The sequence below is a fragment of the Sphaerospermopsis sp. LEGE 00249 genome (assembly GCF_014299995.1).
GTDB classification, from domain to species: domain Bacteria; phylum Cyanobacteriota; class Cyanobacteriia; order Cyanobacteriales; family Nostocaceae; genus Sphaerospermopsis; species Sphaerospermopsis kisseleviana.
This window is the reverse complement of sequence record NZ_JACJUZ010000049.1, coordinates 22,340-40,796: the sequence shown is the minus strand read 5'-3', so window position 1 is coordinate 40,796 and position 18,457 is coordinate 22,340. Positions and strand designations below refer to the sequence as shown.

At 37.7% G+C, this 18,457-nt stretch carries 18 protein-coding genes; 9 read left to right on the top strand and 9 right to left on the bottom strand.

Going from position 1 to position 18,457, the window contains the following annotated elements:
* Window positions 1-388 precede the first annotated feature (388 nt).
* Window positions 389-2,008: a hypothetical protein gene (locus H5968_RS16735; protein WP_187040855.1), complete on the top strand. Its 1,620-nt coding sequence runs from the start codon at window positions 389-391 to the stop codon at window positions 2,006-2,008.
* A gap of 23 nt (window positions 2,009-2,031) precedes the next feature.
* On the opposite strand, the gene H5968_RS16730 is transcribed toward H5968_RS16735, so the two are convergent.
* Window positions 2,032-4,092, bottom strand: a complete 2,061-nt coding sequence (locus tag H5968_RS16730) for an NAD(P)/FAD-dependent oxidoreductase (RefSeq protein ID WP_187040853.1) — start codon at window positions 4,090-4,092, stop codon at window positions 2,032-2,034.
* 619 nt (window positions 4,093-4,711) lie between these two features.
* Between H5968_RS16730 and H5968_RS16725 the strand changes: the two genes are divergently transcribed.
* Window positions 4,712-4,909 (top strand): hypothetical protein, encoded by a 198-nt coding sequence (locus tag H5968_RS16725; RefSeq protein WP_187040852.1) that lies wholly within the window; start codon window positions 4,712-4,714, stop codon window positions 4,907-4,909.
* Window positions 4,910-4,911: 2 nt separating this feature from the next.
* A complete protein-coding gene (locus H5968_RS16720; RefSeq protein WP_187040851.1) occupies window positions 4,912-5,184 on the top strand; it encodes a type II toxin-antitoxin system RelE/ParE family toxin in 273 nt (90 codons plus the stop codon).
* A 91-nt stretch (window positions 5,185-5,275) separates the two neighbouring features.
* Here the strand turns inward: H5968_RS16720 and H5968_RS16715 are convergent, their stop codons facing one another.
* From H5968_RS16715 to trxA, 8 genes are all read right to left on the bottom strand, one after another.
* Window positions 5,276-5,878 carry a heme-copper oxidase subunit III gene (locus H5968_RS16715; RefSeq protein ID WP_187040850.1) on the bottom strand — a complete coding sequence of 201 codons (603 nt, stop codon included), beginning with the start codon at window positions 5,876-5,878 and terminating at the stop codon, window positions 5,276-5,278.
* Window positions 5,879-6,012: 134 nt separating this feature from the next.
* Window positions 6,013-7,686 carry a cytochrome c oxidase subunit I gene (gene ctaD / locus H5968_RS16710; RefSeq protein ID WP_096565169.1) on the bottom strand — a complete coding sequence of 558 codons (1,674 nt, stop codon included), beginning with the start codon at window positions 7,684-7,686 and terminating at the stop codon, window positions 6,013-6,015.
* Window positions 7,687-7,850: 164 nt separating this feature from the next.
* The gene (locus tag H5968_RS16705) at window positions 7,851-8,777 is read right to left on the bottom strand and encodes a cytochrome c oxidase subunit II (RefSeq protein ID WP_187040854.1); all 927 of its coding nucleotides are present in this window, start codon (window positions 8,775-8,777) and stop codon (window positions 7,851-7,853) included.
* Between the two features lie 118 nt (window positions 8,778-8,895).
* Window positions 8,896-9,504 (bottom strand): DUF2231 domain-containing protein, encoded by a 609-nt coding sequence (locus H5968_RS16700; RefSeq protein WP_137667039.1) that lies wholly within the window; start codon window positions 9,502-9,504, stop codon window positions 8,896-8,898.
* On the bottom strand, window positions 9,501-10,001 hold the full coding sequence (locus H5968_RS16695; protein ID WP_096565165.1) for a DUF2231 domain-containing protein: 501 nt from the start codon (window positions 9,999-10,001) through the stop codon (window positions 9,501-9,503). The genes H5968_RS16700 and H5968_RS16695 overlap by 4 nt, the downstream gene beginning before the upstream one ends.
* 694 nt (window positions 10,002-10,695) lie before the next feature.
* Entirely contained in the window at window positions 10,696-11,640 is a 945-nt protein-coding gene (holB, locus tag H5968_RS16690; RefSeq protein WP_187040849.1) for a DNA polymerase III subunit delta', read from the bottom strand.
* 356 nt (window positions 11,641-11,996) lie between these two features.
* Complete coding sequence (gene tmk, locus H5968_RS16685) at window positions 11,997-12,635, bottom strand: dTMP kinase (protein ID WP_187040848.1); 639 nt, start codon at window positions 12,633-12,635, stop codon at window positions 11,997-11,999.
* Between the two features lie 495 nt (window positions 12,636-13,130).
* A complete protein-coding gene (trxA, locus tag H5968_RS16680; protein ID WP_187040847.1) occupies window positions 13,131-13,457 on the bottom strand; it encodes a thioredoxin in 327 nt (108 codons plus the stop codon).
* Between the two features lie 205 nt (window positions 13,458-13,662).
* Here trxA and H5968_RS16675 point away from each other — a divergent pair, with 205 nt between their 5' ends.
* From H5968_RS16675 to H5968_RS16650, 6 genes are all read left to right on the top strand, one after another.
* Window positions 13,663-14,268 carry a VWA domain-containing protein gene (locus tag H5968_RS16675; RefSeq protein ID WP_187040846.1) on the top strand — a complete coding sequence of 202 codons (606 nt, stop codon included), beginning with the start codon at window positions 13,663-13,665 and terminating at the stop codon, window positions 14,266-14,268.
* Between the two features lie 216 nt (window positions 14,269-14,484).
* Window positions 14,485-15,090 (top strand): VWA domain-containing protein, encoded by a 606-nt coding sequence (locus H5968_RS16670; RefSeq protein ID WP_187040845.1) that lies wholly within the window; start codon window positions 14,485-14,487, stop codon window positions 15,088-15,090.
* A gap of 55 nt (window positions 15,091-15,145) precedes the next feature.
* Complete coding sequence (locus tag H5968_RS16665; RefSeq protein WP_187040844.1) at window positions 15,146-15,751, top strand: VWA domain-containing protein; 606 nt, start codon at window positions 15,146-15,148, stop codon at window positions 15,749-15,751.
* Between the two features lie 40 nt (window positions 15,752-15,791).
* On the top strand, window positions 15,792-16,193 hold the full coding sequence (locus tag H5968_RS16660; protein ID WP_187040843.1) for a salt stress protein, Slr1339 family: 402 nt from the start codon (window positions 15,792-15,794) through the stop codon (window positions 16,191-16,193).
* 256 nt (window positions 16,194-16,449) lie between these two features.
* Window positions 16,450-16,914, top strand: a complete 465-nt coding sequence (locus H5968_RS16655) for a chemotaxis protein CheW (protein WP_255427164.1) — start codon at window positions 16,450-16,452, stop codon at window positions 16,912-16,914.
* A 38-nt stretch (window positions 16,915-16,952) separates the two neighbouring features.
* Window positions 16,953-18,221, top strand: coding sequence for a protein-glutamate O-methyltransferase CheR (locus tag H5968_RS16650; protein WP_187040841.1), 1,269 nt, complete (start codon window positions 16,953-16,955; stop codon window positions 18,219-18,221).
* Window positions 18,222-18,457 lie beyond the last annotated feature (236 nt).

Sequence of the window (18,457 nt, the reverse complement as noted above, 5' to 3'; positions counted from 1 at the left end):
CCCCAGTCCCCAGTCCCCAGTCCCCAGTGCTTAATCAAAATTGTCAAATAAAATACTTTAAACTCTGATAATCTCTACCAAATTACAGTAGCTGAGTGCATGGGGACGGCTTGTTGACGCTCCCCGCCTTAAAAGGACGGGGATTCTTGTTTCAATAATATTTTTTAGCAACTTGATATAACTTTTAATAAACGTCAAGTAGGTTCACACCCTCTACCCCTGGGAAGCAAAAATAGTACACCATAGCAATCTAGACTTGTCTAAGATTTACATAGCAGTTAAACTTGGCTTCTAGAGGCAATCCTGATTACCTCAGAATCAAACATATTTGATCAGTAATGCTGCTATGAGCGTTGCTGAATATTTTTAAGCAGGTGGGTCAAGAGTGATGAATATAGGTGACACCTCAAACAATGGCACTGTGATTGAACCCCGAAATTTTGCAAATTCGCCGAAATCAGAGCAGGCGAGTTGTCCCTTTTACTCAGTTCTGCATGATGAAAATACAGCCGTGACTAATTTACCACTCCTGAACCCAGCAGATGATGTTGACGACGGGCTAAATATACAGCAGTCTGAATCTACAGTTACAGACAATTTACAAGATCATAATACCCAAAAAGATTGGATTGCAGAACCTGACAGTGAAAAACAAGCCCTGGTAGATTCAGAGTTTCAGAAGTTGCTGACGCTGAATGAAGAGTTACAAACAGCTAACGGTGATTTGTATGCTCAAGTAAAGCAGCTAAAACAAGAATTAGCTGAGGCAGAAAAGATTTTGCAGTGGCAAAAAAAACGCTCTAGTGTCACTGACTCAATGTTGAATCAACAAACTCAGGAACTAGCAACGGCTCAAGAGCAAATTCAGTCTCTTTTCCAGCAATTAGAAACGGCTGTACAAACTGTTCAAAGTCAGGAAATGTTCATTGAAACCCATAAGGCACAGTTACAACTGAGTCAGCAACGAGTAGCCCAACTGGAAAGGGAATGTACACTGCTACAAACTAACTATAGTGAACAATCTCACCAACTATTGCACTCAGAAAATACTTGTCGGGAATTACGTACTCGACTAATACGCCAACAACGTCAAACTTTGCAATTTAAAGCAGCACTGGAAAAATGTCTAGATACCCCTGTCCCCAACTATGACACCAACTATGACACCAACTATGACACCCTAGAGGATACTGTCTATCATCCCCATGATCTCACTGGTGGACATAGCAGATTTTCTAGAAAAGCCAGGTCTTTGTTTCCCAATGCACAACCTATTAAACCTTGGTCTGCGGAAACCGATGCTACCCATGATACTTGTAGCACTCTACGTCAACATTTAGATAATTCCTGGCTAGAACCTTCAACTCCATGCGCTGATCAACAAGATCAACAAAATTACTCTACCTCCATTTCTGAACCTGCTGAAAAATCTTCAGATGTGGATGATGTGGATGATATAGAAATCCCAATACAGTCAAGTCCCCAATTAGAGGATAGTGAATCTACTGCTGAAGTTGCAGATGTTTCTTCTCCTGGGGGATCAAATTTAGATCGCCAGTTGGAAAGTCTGATCGAAATGTTTTTTGCTTCTCAGTCTGCACCCTCAACTTCACCAACAGTCAATGATACAGAGAGTCATCCAGATGATGGGCTAATTTGGGATACCTTAGCATCAAATCTGGAAAAAAATGAGCCACTGGAAACAATCATAGAACAGTCTTTAGTAACGGAAAGTCATGTTCCAGAGTTTACACTTTCATCCAGCAATGAATCACTAATAAATGCCTATACTCCCGAAAAAGAGCAAAATATTGCCAATATTCCCGAAAATAATGATTATTGGTCAGAATTGCCAAAAGAGCATTTCAGATCAGAAACTTTAGGTGAATATCACCTTGATCATAAATCACCTTCACCTTTGATTTATCCCCAGCGTCCACCCAAGGGACGGAAATCTTTAGCATCGGTGGAACTACCAAATTTCCGCCCCAAGTCGAAAGGTCAATAATCCAAGGACTAATGACTACTTAATTAATGACTTGTTTGGGTTACTGCTTTTGACTTAACGGTAACTACTTGATCCCGTAATCGTGGTTTACCTGTAGAAATGGCGTAGTTGGTCACTAATAGGTTTAACCACAATCCTGGAAAGCGGGTTTCTAGCCAGCCTTGACTCCACTTCAGGAATTTGGGAAACCATGTACTTAGTAAAGCACTGATGAAGGCATAAACACCAAAGTTGAGGTAATTACCTAACCACCGAACTAAGTCTCTCAACCCTGCTAGTTCCCAAATCCATATTAATAAGGCGGGATTTTTTGTAGCTGCTTTTAATGCTAAACGGTTAAATGTGAACCAGTCGCAGCGGTCTTTAATGAAATTATCTGCTACTTCTGGGGGTTCGTCTGCTAATAAACCAAAGAAGGTATTGAGCATGGCATTAACCCGTTGAGGTGGGATAAATTTCCCTGTGGGAACCATCATTCCTTTGGAAAATAGCCAGGTGACGGAAACGTTACTTTGGTAAGCACGAATTTTATTGAGGTGACGGAAACTTAATAAGTCGTGTTTGAGGGCGGTGTTTAAGAGTGTGGTTAAACGTTCTAGGTTACGAACGAGAGAACCAAAACCAGTAAATACTAGGGGAGATTGCAGGGAAGCAGCATCACCAATGGCGATTAATCTATCAAAGGCTATGGTGCGATCGCTATCACTAACACTAAAATGCCCTGGAATATAGCCAAATGTAGGTTTTTTCCACACTAGCTTATCCATGTCACAACGGCGATATTCTGGCAAAATAGTGAAAAAGTCCTCATACATCTCTAACAACGAACCAGGATTTTTTCTATTCACTTCATGATAATGAAATAAATAAATTGTCAGTTCTTCCCCCGCAGCAGGAAATAATTCCCAAATCAATTGTCTGCCTCTAGAAATATCTCCGTGACTGTAAAGAACATCACCATAATGGTAATCCCAGACACCAGGGGCAAATCCTTTATCAATCACTGCTCCCACGGTGGGACATACACTATCAAAGGCTCTACCCCCGTTTAATTGCCAAGCAATAGGGGAAGCTGTACCCATTGCATCTACTAATAATCTACCATTTACCTGCTGTTCAATTACCGTATTTACACCCTTGACAGTAACAGTAACTTGTGTTTTTCTGATATCTGCCCGGATAAATTCTGTTTGCTCCCAAATATCACCACCAGCGGCTTTAAGTTTTTCACCACATAATTGCAATAATTTATCTGAATCTAAAGCAATATTTAAAACAGTTGGCGTGTGTAGAACTGGTGCTTTTAAGTGAGGCGGATTATTAGCATCAAAGAATTTATTAAAGCCGTCTTTATACTCCCTGGCAATAATGGTTTCTAATTCTGCATTTGTTAATAAACCGAGATTGACCAAAGTTTGAATTTCATCACGAGAAATATTCCATTCTCGGTTCATGCGTCCAAAGGATAATCTTTCCACCAATAGGACTTTATAGCCTAATTTTGCCATGACTGCGGCATGAATCACACCCAAAGCGCCACCAATATAAATGAGGTCATAAGTGTTTTCTGCTGTTTGTTGCTGGTTTTCTGCATAAAACACCACCTGACGGGGTTGCTGAGGATTTTTGACACCTTCTCGCCAACGTTGCTCCCACCAGTAAGCACGTTTAAGATCATATTCCCCATGAGGCATTTTCTGAAAATACTTGACAGTTAGGGGATAATAGGGTTCTAGCTCTGCAAAAATCGACTTTTGAGGGTCAATCTTTGGTGGTTCGGGGTATTGATGGGGAAAACAGCTTCTAATACCTGTAGTCAGACGTTGCAATATTGAACCTTCGTTAGTGAAGGGTTTGTCTCCCCAACGAAACACTTTGAGGTAAGTGGTGCGTTGTACAGACCACACAAATATAGAAAGTTCGGTTGCTAAAGGTCCTTTGACAGATGCAACCGGGTTTCGCAGACGCAGACCATCTGGGGTCAATAATTTTTCTCCATTTCCCGGCACAAAGTCGGTTTGTAGCCAGTCACGGACAGCACCACTATCGGTAGTAGGAACTTCCAAGTAAAGAATTTCTTTCATTTTCTGCTGATATCTCCTGTCTATCTACTCACAAAGATTTGACTCAGGCAATAAGTACATTAAGTACGTTAAACTCCGCCCTATCAATTGTTTGAATATTTAATGAAGAAATTTTAATAGTTTGTTAAATTTATGATTCATTTTGGAACTTATGTAAAACTTATCTAAATTTATAATAAAAAAGGCTGAAAACCCTTGAGGTTAAATTTTGATGCTATGAGGAAAAACTTAAACGTCCTGGATAGCAGGGACTCAGACAACAACCAGTTGATGAAGAACTGGTAGCTGCGGTTATTGCCGGAGTAGTCAAGCTTGGACGCGATAAAGGTCAATCTTTGTAATATTTAACTGCGAAGGTTTTAGAAGACGATCCGCTGTTAAATGGACAACAACGACGCTAGTTGAGTATGTTAGTTGATCAAGCGTGGTCAACTTTGTATTAATCTGTTTAAAGAAAGAGGCAGGGGAGAAAATAAAATTGCTCACAAAAAGATATTTAAACTTAGTCTTTTAAAAAGGTTATACTCATACTTTTTAAGAACAAAAGTAAGAAGACATTAAGCATAGCCTGATATAAATATGCTAAATTAAATGTAGATAGTAATCCTATATCACTAAAATGCAAGCTGATAAATATCCATTTGCCCAAGAATTGATTACTGATATTCAAGGTAATATCAGAAAAGTAGTCATGGATTTTCAGGAATATCTACGGTTGCTAGAAGCACTCGAAGATGAAGGACTGATTCTAGCTATGAAAGAAGTAGAAAATGAGACACCATTAAATTTAGATGAAGCTTTAGCGGAATTGGAATAAGAGTGAATATCCAGTATCTACCCAGTTTTATTAAAGATTTAAAAGCACTAAAAAGTACACCTTACTATGAGTCTATCAAGAAGTTTGCTTTTGAAGAAATAATCGAAATATCGAGTTTTGAAGAAATCACAAATATTAAAAGACTTCACGGATATGATAATGCTTATCGGATTCGTATAGGTGATTATCGTCTGGGTGTTATTTTTGATGGTGAAATATTAATTTTTGAAAGAGTTTTACATCGGAAAAATATTTATCGCTATTTTCCCAAATAGATGATTTCGGAATCATGATACAAATATATGGGTAGGGGTTTAGTATTGCTAAACCCCTACAAAATTTATTGCTTTATGCGTCTTAAAATCCCTACTGCCAAACGTAAATAAGGATAAACAAAATAATCCAGATAACATCAACAAAGTGCCAAAACAACGAAGTTGAATTAACACCAAAGTGACCATTATCGTAGTTACCGGGAATAAAAGAACGAATCAAAATCATAGACTGTAACAAAATCCCGGTGAAAACGTGCAAACCGTGAAACCCAGTTAATAGGTAAAACATCCCGCCATAAGTACCGGAAGTAAAGCCAAATTCTAATTGACTCCATTCCACATATTGACCATATAAAAAGTAGCTACCCATTGCCATTGTAGCTAACAAATAGATGCGAAATCCTGCTAGGTTATGTTGTTGTAAACATCTCTCAGCAAAGTAAATTACAAAGCTGCTAGAAACTAGGATAATAGTGTTAATTGTTGGGGCGACTATTTCTAATCCTTCAACACCAGCAGGAAGCCAATTAGGGTTTGTAGTTTTGTAGATGATATAACCAGCAAAGAAACTTAAAAAGATGACACTTTCTGATAGAAGAAAGACAATAAAACCAAACATTTTACTGCCTTCTTCGTCGTGTCCATGTTCATGGGCTGCATGATGTATTTGTGGCGTTTTGATTGAACTATCCATTGGTAATGTTCTCCTTTTGTTTTGGCAATACTGTTCAGTTAAGTTTGATTTTTTTATCTCACGCAGAGGCGCAGAGAACGCAGAGGTAAGAGAAAAAATTGTTTAATACTTAACTTAACTGAACTGTATTGTTTTTATTCGGCTGTTTTTATGGTTTGGGGTTCTAGGTTGGCTGTTAATGGTTCTGATTTTCCGTAACCGTAGGGTTCACTAATAATGATGGGAATTTCTTCAAAGTTCTCTACAGATGGAGGTGAAGAAATGAGCCATTCTAAACCAATTGCCCGCCAAGGGTTGTCAGGTGCTTTTTCACCTTGTAACCAAGAAACTAAGATGTTGAAAATGAAGGGTAAGGTGGACATTCCTAATAGGAATGCGCCTAAACTAGCGAGAACATTCCAAAATGTATATTCTGGTGCGTAGGAAGCAACTCGGCGTAACATCCCTTGCAAACCTAATGGGTGCATGGGTAAAAAGTTTAAGTTTGTACCGATAAATGCTAACCAAAAATGTATTTTTCCCCAACCTTCGTTATACATTCTGCCGGTCATTTTGGGAAACCAATGATAGAGGGCTGCATACATTCCCATTGTTACTGTTCCGTAGAGAACATAATGGAAATGTCCAACTACAAAATAGGTGTTATTAACGTGAACGTCTACTGGTACAGAGGAAAGCATAATTCCTGTAATTCCAGCAAAAACGAACATAATTAAACCACCTAATGCAAATAACATTGGTGTATTTAATTTGATTTTTCCACCCCAAATTGTCGCCACCCAAGCAAATACTTTAATTCCTGTGGGAACAGATACAAACATGGTCGTAACCATGAATAGTAACCGCATCCAACCAGGTGTTCCACTCACATACATATGGTGTACCCACACAATGGCACTGACCACAGCAATTAACATCGAAGAAATGGCAACTACTTTATAACCAAATAATGGTTTACGGGAATAAACAGGGAAAATTTCTGAGAAAATTCCGAAGATTGGCAGAATAATTACATAAACCGCAGGGTGGGAATAAAACCAGAAATAATGTTGAAACATTACCGGGTTTCCACCTTTGCTGGGGTCAAAAAATGCTGTTCCCATTGTTAAGTCAAACAGCAACATTACCGCACCAGCAGTTAAAGCAGGAAGTCCAAATAATTGAATAATTTGGGCGCTAAATACTGCCCAGACAAACAAGGGCATTTTAAAAAAGCCCATTCCTGGCGCACGCATTTTCACAATGGTGGTGACAAAATTCACCGCGCCCATAATAGAAGAAACACCGGAAACAGCTACCGCTAATAACCAGAGAACTTGACCATTTATTAAATGTCCTGTGGGGTTTTGTAAACTCACGGGAGGATAAGCCCACCAACCAGCTTGGGCTGGTCCACCAGGGACAAAAAAGCTGGACATGAGTAAAATTCCCACTACTGGGACCATCCAAAAAGCGGCAGCATTGAGGCGAGGAAATGCCATATCTCGCGCCCCGATCATGATGGGTACGAGATAGTTTGCTAAACCAACAAGAGAGGGAAATGTCCACAGAAACAGCATTACTGTCCCGTGCATTGTGAACATTCCGTTATAAACTGTACGATCAATTAAATCAGATTCAGGGGTGACAAGTTCGCCCCGTAAAATCATCGCAAAAATGCCACCGACAAGGAAGAAAATAAAAGAAGTAACAAGGTATTGAATACCGATTACTTTGTGGTCTGTGCTGAAAGTGAAATAGGTTTTCCAGTGAGTTGGCGTTGAGTGATGATGTGATTCACCACCAAGATTAAGTGATATGTTTGTCATGGGATTTTGGATTTTAGATTTTAGATTTTAGATTTTAGATTTTGGATTTTGGATTTCATCACAATCCTGTTAATCCTTAAATCCTGGACATCCTGATTCAGACAAAAAGAAGGTTTCGCGCAAAGTGAAGAAAGAAGCAAAGGCGCAAAGGAAGAAAGAATTAATTAACCTGCAAAATTAACTACTGGAGGTGCAGCAGGTTTAACAGTTTCCCAACCGTTTTGTACATTTTGATTGTGATTTTGGGCGTATTCGGTAGCGGCTTGGTTTGGTGCAACTGTGGGATTATGACTGGCGGCTTTTTTCAACCAATCGTGATATTCTTCTGGGTTTTCTACTATCACGTTTGCTTGCATGGTGGCAAAGTATGTACCGCTATATTGGGAGTCGGTGAGGCTATATTTACCGGGGCGAATGGGGGTAAATTCAAAGTCGATGGTTTTACCGGGAACGATGTCTTGTTTAACGCGAAATGCGGGAATATACAAACCGTGGAGTACGTCTTCTGATTGTAGGGCTAAACGTACACGGCGATCGCTTGGTAAATGTAATTCTGTACTTGTAATTCCCTGTTCAGGATAACTGAACACCCACGCCCATTGTTTAGCAATTACGTCAATTTTTTCTAAGGGTTCGCTAACAGTTTCTCCTGGTGTTTCTTGCACTTCTGCATGGGCAATTTGCACAGGTAAGGGGTTATGTAAATGTAATAATTGGGAAGGTCCTTGAATCCCCATGTTTTCATACACTTCATAACTGTAACTTGCTATCCACAATACCAACATGATGGGAATAGCAGTCCAGACAACTTCTAAAGTGATATTTCCTTCAATATGTGGACCATCACTAAAGTCATAACTTTTGGCACGATGAAAAAGAACAGAATACAAAATAGCGGCAGTGACACCTAAGAAAATAAAAGCCCCAATTGTCACTAAAAAGCTAAACAAATCATCAATCAAATGTGATTCAGCCGCAGCTTGGGGGGGAAGCCAAGAATAGGCTTGTTTACCGATAAAAATACTGGCAATTGTGATGACAAAACCCCCCGCCATCACTAGGAAAAGATTTAAAATCAACCGAGTGTTCATGGTCATTTGTTGGTAATTGGTAATTGGTAATTGGTGATTGGTAATTGGTAATTAGTAATTGGTAATTGGTAATTAATTGGCATCTGAAAATTACGAATTACAAATTACAAATTACGAATTAATTACCTAGTACCTGATTAATGTCTTGTCCCATTCTTAACAAGTTATCCGCAGTGTTATGTACACCAAATTCGGCTGCTAACTGCGCTCCTAATGTGCCGTGAAGATACATTAAGGCCATGATGAAAACTCCGGCAAAAATATAACTCCAACGCACTTGCATATCGGAGTCTTTGCAAGTAATGTAACGTTGCCATCCCCGCCAAAATGTCATTCCTACCATTAAAGCTAAGAGAAAAACACCGCCCACACCATGCCACATCATCGTGGACATTGCTTGCAAACCCCAGGAACTTTTTAAGTGTACTGGGGGAGTTGCTAACAACATTTCATAAAAACCAGCAGCAACTGTGAAAAATGTGATCACAGAAGCCGCTACCATGTTGTACCAACCAACTTCAAATAATTGGGCGCGTTCTACAGCTAAACCCAATGATTTAAATAACCATTGTTCTATGGGGAAAAGTACAGCAACTAAATCAAAAATTACCCCAATAATGAACAATCCTAATGTGAGGTGAACTAGGTTAGGATGAATAGGAATTGTGTAAGGTAGTCCGTTTGCTCCCATTTGGGCGCTGACTTGATCAATTAATTCTGAATTCATGGTAATATTCCATCCTTTACGGCTTCCACAACGGGTACTGTATGTATTCCATAAACCCACACTAATTCATCACCAAGATATACTTGAAAACCAACAAGTATGGTTAAAAGTAAACAAACTGCTAAATAATGAATTGGCAATCTTTGGGGATCACGACTGCGAAGTACATAACGCCAAGCTGTGATGGCTGCTAAAATTCCTGATAGTGACCAACCGATTAAGGTATGGTAATTTAATACTGATTTGACGATGTTGTAAGGTTTGGCTAAACCTGCTTCATACTGTCCAAAAATAATGGCTATAAATATGGATACGGTAGCTACAAATAAATTCCACCAACCCACTTCATAAAACCGAGTTTTGCCAGTTAAAAAGCCAATTAAATCACAGAAAACTGCAAATAAGATCATGGCAATTACAAAGTGAACCACGATGGGATGCAGTGGATCTGGATATGGTAAATTGTGGTCGTTCAACGACGTTAAATACTCAATCATCAACTTCTCCTAGATTTATTGATTACTCCTTGGACAAACTTCAATAATTCATCAAAGTTACTACTATTAATCACGACTACTCATATTTTTTAGAATATTTCTGTGATATTATTCTGTTAATATGGTGTCATTTTTGTATTGATTAACAGCTAATTTGTCAGCAATTTTTAGCAAAGGATGTGAAGTCAATTCATATACTCATAAAAACAGTCTGTAACAGCAATTTTTGATGTAGCTAAATTCAATTGCTGTTAAGTTGCTGTTCAGGCTTTGATTTACTAGAACACCGATTCATTAATCGTAAGGGCGAAGCATTCGGACGGAATATGAACTGGTTTCAGCGATAGGTTATCATCCGAATGCTTCGCCCCTACAAGTTCGATACTCTAGACCTATTGGTTTAGGTTACGTAAATTTTTATTAATTGTCAAAAAAAACTAAAAGTTAAACTTTTAGAATGAGTAGAGAGCAAAGGTAGAGAGCAAGAAGGGGAATATGATAATCTGAATATCCTTGCTTTCTGTAGATATTATGAAATACAAAGAAAAGATTTTGATGTCTAGTAGTGTACATTTAATAATTATTACTTTGTTTTTTTAATAACAGAATTTTATGTAATTTATGGTATGTCAACAAACTGTCTGTATGGTTAATTGGCTGTAATTAAGAATTATTCTAAATTAGATATTACTCATTACCGAATTTGCAATATTGCTAAAAATGTACATTCCCAAACTAACCGGGGTTGGGCATAGGATAATAAATTCTTGCGAGTTTTTTCTAATTGTTCAATAATGCCAGGTTTATGTATTTGTTGCCAGTAAAATTGTTGCAGATAATCTATTAACCATAATTGTGCTTCTGTGTCTAATTCTTTATCAATTTTCTTCGCTAGTTCTAACGCATGACGATAAGATTTAGGTGTTTTTTTTACTTCTTGGAGTAATTCACTATTAATTGTTTGTAGTTGTTGGTAAGCTAAAATTGCACTTCCTGGACTACCAGCAGCTATACTTAAAATTTCTGGATGTTGTAAAATCCCCCCATGTCCTGTTTGTGTTAAAACTTGAGCAACAGCAGCATTATCTAATCTATAAAAAGGGATTTTTTGACAGCGAGAAACCAAAGTTGGTAAAATTGCATCAGGAGAAGGAGCGATTAAAATTAAAGTCGCTTGTCCTGGTTCTTCTAAAGTTTTCAGTAAAGCATTAGCAGCAGATTCAGCCATTGTTTCTGCTTGTTCTAAAACTACCACATTTCTGGGCGCTTCCAAAGGTGGACGGGATAAAAATTGGGTAATTTCTCTAATTTGTTCTAAACGAATAACTGGAGGTGCTTTGCGTTTTACTCCTTTTTCTGCTGCTTCTGCTGCTGTTAACCTTTGTCCTTGATATTGATAAGTTGGTTCTACCCAAAATAAAGCGGGGTGGTTTCCTTGACGAATACGATTTTTTAAAATAGATAATTGTTCAGGTTTTACAGAACTAGAAAATAATAATTCAATAAAACATTTAGCGGCTAAACTTCTACCCACACCATCAGCACCAACAAATAAATAAGCTGGTGCGACTCTGTTTTGTTTAACAGAAGATGTTAATAAATCTATTGCTTGTTGTTGTCCAATTAGTTCTTCAAACATTATTTATAAGGAGTCATGAGTCAGGAGTCGTAGAGGCGAAGTAGGGGCGAAGTAGGGGCGAAGTAGGGGCGAAGCATTCGGAAAATAGCCTGTGATAAAAATTGATAATTGTTCGGCCGAATGCTTCGCCCTTACAGGAAAATAACCTGGGACAAAAATTGATAATTGGTTGTCCGAATGCTGATGCTTCCAGTACGCTTCGCGAACGCCCGTAGAAGAGTCAGGATAACAGAGAAATAAAAAATCATTAATTAATAATAATCAAAAGCAATGATCATAAAACCCAGAAAAAATCTAATTCCTCTGCGTCTTGTGTGTCTCTGAGGTTCGATACAAAAAATCTTCACTAATTATTTTCAGGGAGTTTCGGATATCACAGAATTACGAATTAAAATTTCCTTGATATTTTCATGCACCAATTCTTGATTTAAACTACCATCAACTCGAAAAATTCGAGAAGGATAATTAGTAGCTAATTCAGTATATCCTTGCTGTACACGACGATGAAAATCTATTGTTTCCTGTTCAATTCTATCTAATTTACTTTGACCACGTTTACGAAAAAGTCCTAATTCCACATCCACATCTAACCAGATAGTTACATCACTTTGTAAACCACCTGTAGCAATATAATTTAATTGATTAATTAAACTCATACTTAAACCCCTACCATAACCTTGGTAGGCAATAGTAGAGTCAGTATAGCGATCGCATAAAATATATTTTCCTGCTGCTAAATTTGGCTTAATTTCCTGCTCGATGTGTTGCGCCCGATCAGCAGCGTATAATAATAATTCCGTAACCTCACCCACAGGTTTATCCTCTGATTTTTCCAGCAATAGCTGTCGTAAATGTTTCCCTAACTTTGTTCCCCCTGGTTCACGAGTCAGAATAACTAATACACTTAGAGTTTCTAGCCACTGACTACACAGTTGCATCTGAGTAGTTTTACCAGAACCTTCCACACCTTCAAATACAATTAATTTACCGCTCATATTTTGAAAATTTCCTATTACCGATTTTTTTTAACCTTATTATCGCTCGCTATGCCGCAATTAGATATTTAATCTCGTGGTTATCAGTTGTACCACTCAATTGTGTAATTATTACAGATATGATTAAATCGAATCTGGAGGTATTGGGTATTGTCTGTCCAGAAACAATGATCAAACATGACTTTACTTTCAAAAAGATCCCCAATTTCTTAAAGAAGTCGGGGATCTGGGTATGCAAGATTCCTATAGCTGAATACTTACGCATAACCTATATTTACCAAGACAGCGATCGCAATCTTGGCATCATCTTTAGTCCTAATCACATCTTTTACCTGTTCCTGACTTCTTGATAGCGACTTGTCCTGAGCCTGTCCTGAGCCTGTCCTGAGCGGTGTCGAAGGGCGGTGTCGAAGGGCGGTGTCGAAGGGCGGTGTCGAAGTAAGCATGGAGTTAGCCATTCTCCTGACTCCTGCTATAACTGATCACAGGTAATGACTACATAGGAATATACTGTGCTAGAGTTTTAGTTAAAGTAGTTTTAGGAACTGCACCGACCACTGTATCAACTTGCCTACCCCCCTTAAATACCATGATAGTGGGGATGCTACGAATACCATAATGACTAGCAACTGTGGGATTTTGATCTGTGTTCACTTTCACCACTTTCACCTGTCCTTCATATTCAGCGGCTACTTCTTCAACAACAGGAGACAACATTCTACAAGGTCCACACCAAGGGGCCCAAAAATCCACTAAAACCGGAGTCTCACTATCCAACACTTCCTGTTTGAATGTTGCTTCTGTGACATTGGTAATAGTCATAGTTTTTCTCCTGATCTGAGTGAATTAACTTGAAAGCTCGACATTTACCCATGCTGCAATATTGACTTATTTAGGGATTTTACCGCAGAAAACGGTTGTTTATAGATGAGAATAGTTTAAATGATTATTACAATACCTCTACATCTAGATATCATCGTCTGACCTAAGAGTTAAAATAGAAACCGAAAAATCATTAGAGGTATTTATGATGAGCGATCGCGACTATACCCTAATCGTTGATAAAAGTGGCAGTATGTCAACTCCTGACCAAGTTGGTGGTAGAAGTAGATGGGAGATTGCCCAAGAGTCTACCCTCGCTTTAGCTAGAAAAGCAGAACAATTTGACCCTGATGGGATTACAGTTTATGTCTTTTCTGGGCGATTTAAACGTTACGAAAATGTCACTTCCGCCAAAGTTGCTCAAATATTTCAAGAAAATGACCCTGCGGGTACAACCAACTTAGCAGGTGTATTACAAGATGCCCTCAATAATTATTTTCAGCGTAAAGCTTCAGGGCAAACTAAACCCAACGGAGAAACAATTTTAGTGGTAACTGATGGTGAACCTGATGATCGCAAAGCCGTATTTGAAGTCATCATTAGCGCCACTAGGCAAATGGAGCGAGATGAAGAATTAGGAATTTCCATGATTCAAGTCGGCTCAGATGCTCAAGCGACAAAATTTCTCAAAGCACTAGATGATCAGTTGCAAGGTGTAGGCGCTAAATTTGATATTTGTGACACCGTGACTTTAGATGACTTAGAAGAAATGAGTTTGGCAGATGTGTTGATGAATGCCATCACTGACTAATTAGGGTTTAGTGAAAAAGTCTTGTCGTGAAGCTAGGGAATAGGGAATAGGGAGAAAAATTTTAGATTTTAGATTTTAGATTGGAGTTGACAAAAACAATCCAAAATCCAAAATCCAAAATCCAAAATCCAAAATAAAAAACTCCTGACTCCTGACTCAAAACCATCAACTCAACTTTAATAGCTACTTTAATGACTGATCAATGGAGAATGATAAATGTTAGAAAATCGCGATTACACACTACTTATTGATAGCAGTGCCAGTATGGGTAAGCCCTTGGGAACAAGTGGAAAAACCAAATGGTTAGCCTTACAAGAATCTACTTTGGCTCTAGCTCGTAAGTGTGAACAATTTGATCCAGATGGTATAACTATTTATTTATTTTCTCACAAATTTCAACGCTTTGATCATGTTACTTCTGAGAAAATAGCCCAAATTTTTGCAGAAAATCAACCTGCGGATACAACTAATTTAGTAGGTGTACTTCAAGATGCCCTTAATAACTACTTTCAACGTAAAGCAACTGGTAAAACCAAGCCTAACGGGGAAATAATCTTAATTATTACTGATGGGATACCAGGCGATCGACAAGCAATATTTGAGATCATCATCAAAGCTACTCACAAAATGGAACAACAGAAAGAATTAGGAATTTCCATGATTCAAGTAGGTGCAAATTCTCAAGCCACAAAATTTCTCAAAGCTATAGATGATAAATTAACAACTGTTGGGGCAAAATTTGATATTTGCGATACCATCACCTTAGAAGATTTAGAAGAAATGAGCCTAACTGATGTTTTAATCAATGCCATAGATGACTAAATATTTAGTATCTCAAGCTGGCTGAATTGACTAATGATAAATGGAGAATGGAAAAATGTTAGACAATCGTGATTACACTTTAATTATAGACAAAAGCGGTAGCATGGCCACCCCAGATCAAAAAGGTGGACGAACCAGATGGGTAGCAGCACAAGAATCTACTTTTGCCTTGGCTAGTAAATGCGAACAATTAGATCCAGATGGGATAACGGTTTATTTATTTTCTGGTAGGTTTAAACGTTACGAAAATGTCACATCTAGTAAAGTAGCGCAAATTTTTCGGGAAAATGATCCAGCCGGGACAACTGATTTAGCCGGTGTATTGAAACACGCCACCGATGATTATTTTCAGCGTAAATCTAGCGGACAAACTAAAGAAAATGGCGAGACAATTTTAGTTGTAACTGATGGTGAACCTGATGATCGTAAGGCAGTAATGAAAGTTATTATCGAAGCATCGCGCCGACTTGATCGAGATGAAGAATTAGCAATTTCCTTCATTCAAGTTGGTACTGATGCCCAAGCTACTCGCTTTTTGAAAGTTTTAGATGATGAACTGCAAAGTGCTGGGGCAAAATTTGATATTTGTGATACAGTAACAATGGAAGATATGGAAGATATGAGTTTATCAGAAGTGCTACTTAATGCCATCACTGACTAGCTAAACTCACTAGCTAAACTCATAATGAGGAGTGTTTACAATGGACTCCATTGATAAGTTATTAGCGGAAATTCAGGCTGAATACAAAGGGGAAAAACCTCAACCACAGCAGCCACAAAAGCCAACAGTAACTACAGCCAAACCCTTGATGAATTCTGCTTCTAAGTCCGATGCTTTAATAGATAACTTATTAGCAGATGTCAAAGCTGATTTTGCTGAACAAGATGCGGCTGAAGAATTGAGAAAACAGCAAGAATTAGAACAGGAAAAAATTCGTCAAGCACAACTTAAAGCTCAACAACTTGAGAATTTGCAGAAGCAAGCTCAAGCATGGTTATCTAAATTAGATCCCTTCTCATCTGAAGGACTTTGGTTTGAAAGGTTTGCGGAAGCATACCCATCAAAATTAGATGCTGCCATTGAATATTTACAAAACAATTAGTAGCAATATCCAAATACTCGACTTTTCACAGAAGTTGAGTATTTTATTTACAGCAGCTTTCATTGGTCAGCGGTCAGCAGTAAAACCCTTTTGGTGCAAGGCTTTTTGATCAAAATTTTTACTTGATTGATCTGCAATATCCTGTAATTATTAATTATGCTCTAATCATCAGCATCATAAAAGATATTAGGAAGTAAAAGGAAAATATTTGTCTTCCTCACAATTAACAACTAACAACTAAAATAAATTAATGTTAATGCTACTTTTCCAAGTCAATAATCAACGCTACGCCATAGCTAGTCAACATATTGTAGAAGTTATACCCCTTGTTAACCTCACTAAGCTGCCCCATACACCTGAGTATTTTGCTGGTGTTTTTAAATACCGAGGGCGGATTATTCCCGTAATTGATCTTTGTCAGTTGATGAGTAATCAAAGTTGCAAAGAACACTTGAGTACACGCATTATTTTAATCAATCATTGGGATAGAGATGCAACAGAGGATTCTGCACCTCATATTATGGGTTTGATGGCACAAAGAGTTATAGAAACATTGCAAAAATCGGATGTTGATTTTGTGGATGTGGATCTTCAAATAGATAAACCGCCTTACTTGGGTAAAATGATAGTAGATGAACAAGGACTTATTCAATGCCTTCACGTTGAGTATTTATTATCAGAGGTGCAGCAAGCTTATCTTGTAGCAGAAATTCATAGTTAATAAAAATAATTAGTGCTAATTAGTGCGCTGCTTGGAAAATGATTTATCCTCAAGGGGAAGCTTTACTGAGAAAAAAAATTGGGTTAGATCCTAACTCAATTGGTTCTGATGCGATCGCTAGAGCTATTAAGCAGCGCATGGCAGAATGCAAAATCACAGATATAAACATTTATTTACAAAAAATCCAGGAATCTTCACAAGAATGGAATGCACTCATTGACAATGTAATTATTCCTGAAACTTGGTTTTTTCGGGATAGAGAATCTTTTAAATATTTGCAGCAATATGTAATATCTGAATGGTTGCCAAATCATAAAAATAGTGTATTGCGGGTTTTGAGTGTACCTTGTTCCACAGGTGAAGAACCTTATTCTATTGCTATAACTCTATTGGAAGCAGGGTTAAATCCTGCTAATTTTTCCATTGATGCAGTTGATATTAGCAAAAAGTGTTTGCTAACTGCTAAAAGAGGAATCTACAATCAATATTCATTTCGTGGTAATCCTCTTTCCTTTCAGGAACGCTATTTTCAACGTTATGAAACCGGATACCATCTCCATGAACAAATAAAATCTACGGTAAATTTCCACCAAGGTAATCTAGCAAAACCTGATTTTTGGATAGGTATGCCAACTTATGATATTGTATTTTGTCGTAACTTGTTAATTTACTTTGATATGACAACTAAGGAACGCACCATTAGAATTTTAGAAAGGTTATTAAATCCCACAGGTTTATTATTTATCGGACACGCAGAAGCTGGTTTATTAATGCAATCTCGTTTTGCTCCTATACGTCATCTGTTAGCATTTGCCTATCGTAAATCTGCTATTTCTCCTAGTTTATTCAAAGCTAAAGAATACACAAATAGTCAAACCAAAAACCACCATAAAAATCACAATAATAGTCAAAAAAAATCTCCTCTCACCCACTCACCACGAACCAAAATTGATAAAAATTCAACACCAACTTCTGTTGGTTTAAATGTCAATAAATCACCCAAAGAAACCACAGCTAACTTACTGGAAACTGCTCAATTATTAGCAGACCAAGGTTACATACCAGAAGCAATTAAACTATGTAATGACTATATTAAACAAAATAAAGTCCGTGTAGAAGGCTATGTATTGCTTGGTCAGTTACAGCAAGCAATGGGAAATCATCAAGAGTCTTTACAGTCCTTCCAAAAAGCAATTTATCTGCAACCGAATCATCTAGCAGCTTTAATCCATTTAGCTTTACTAAAAGAAAATGAAGGGGATATAAAAAGTGCTAATATTCTTTGGCAACGTATCCGGCGGCTATAAAATCTAGCTAAGTCATAACCAATAAATTCCTATCTTGTAAACTAATATGAAGTTTTTTATTGTTTATTTACAATTATTTTAATTACCTTGCTGATTTGGGAAGTATTGCAACAGGTATTTAAAATGTCTTGTGCAATATTCAAATAGGTGTTAGAACAATTGCAACAGACCACATAGTTAATATTAACCATTCAATAGTGTAAAAAATATGAATCTTCAATGGCGACTACTAACTG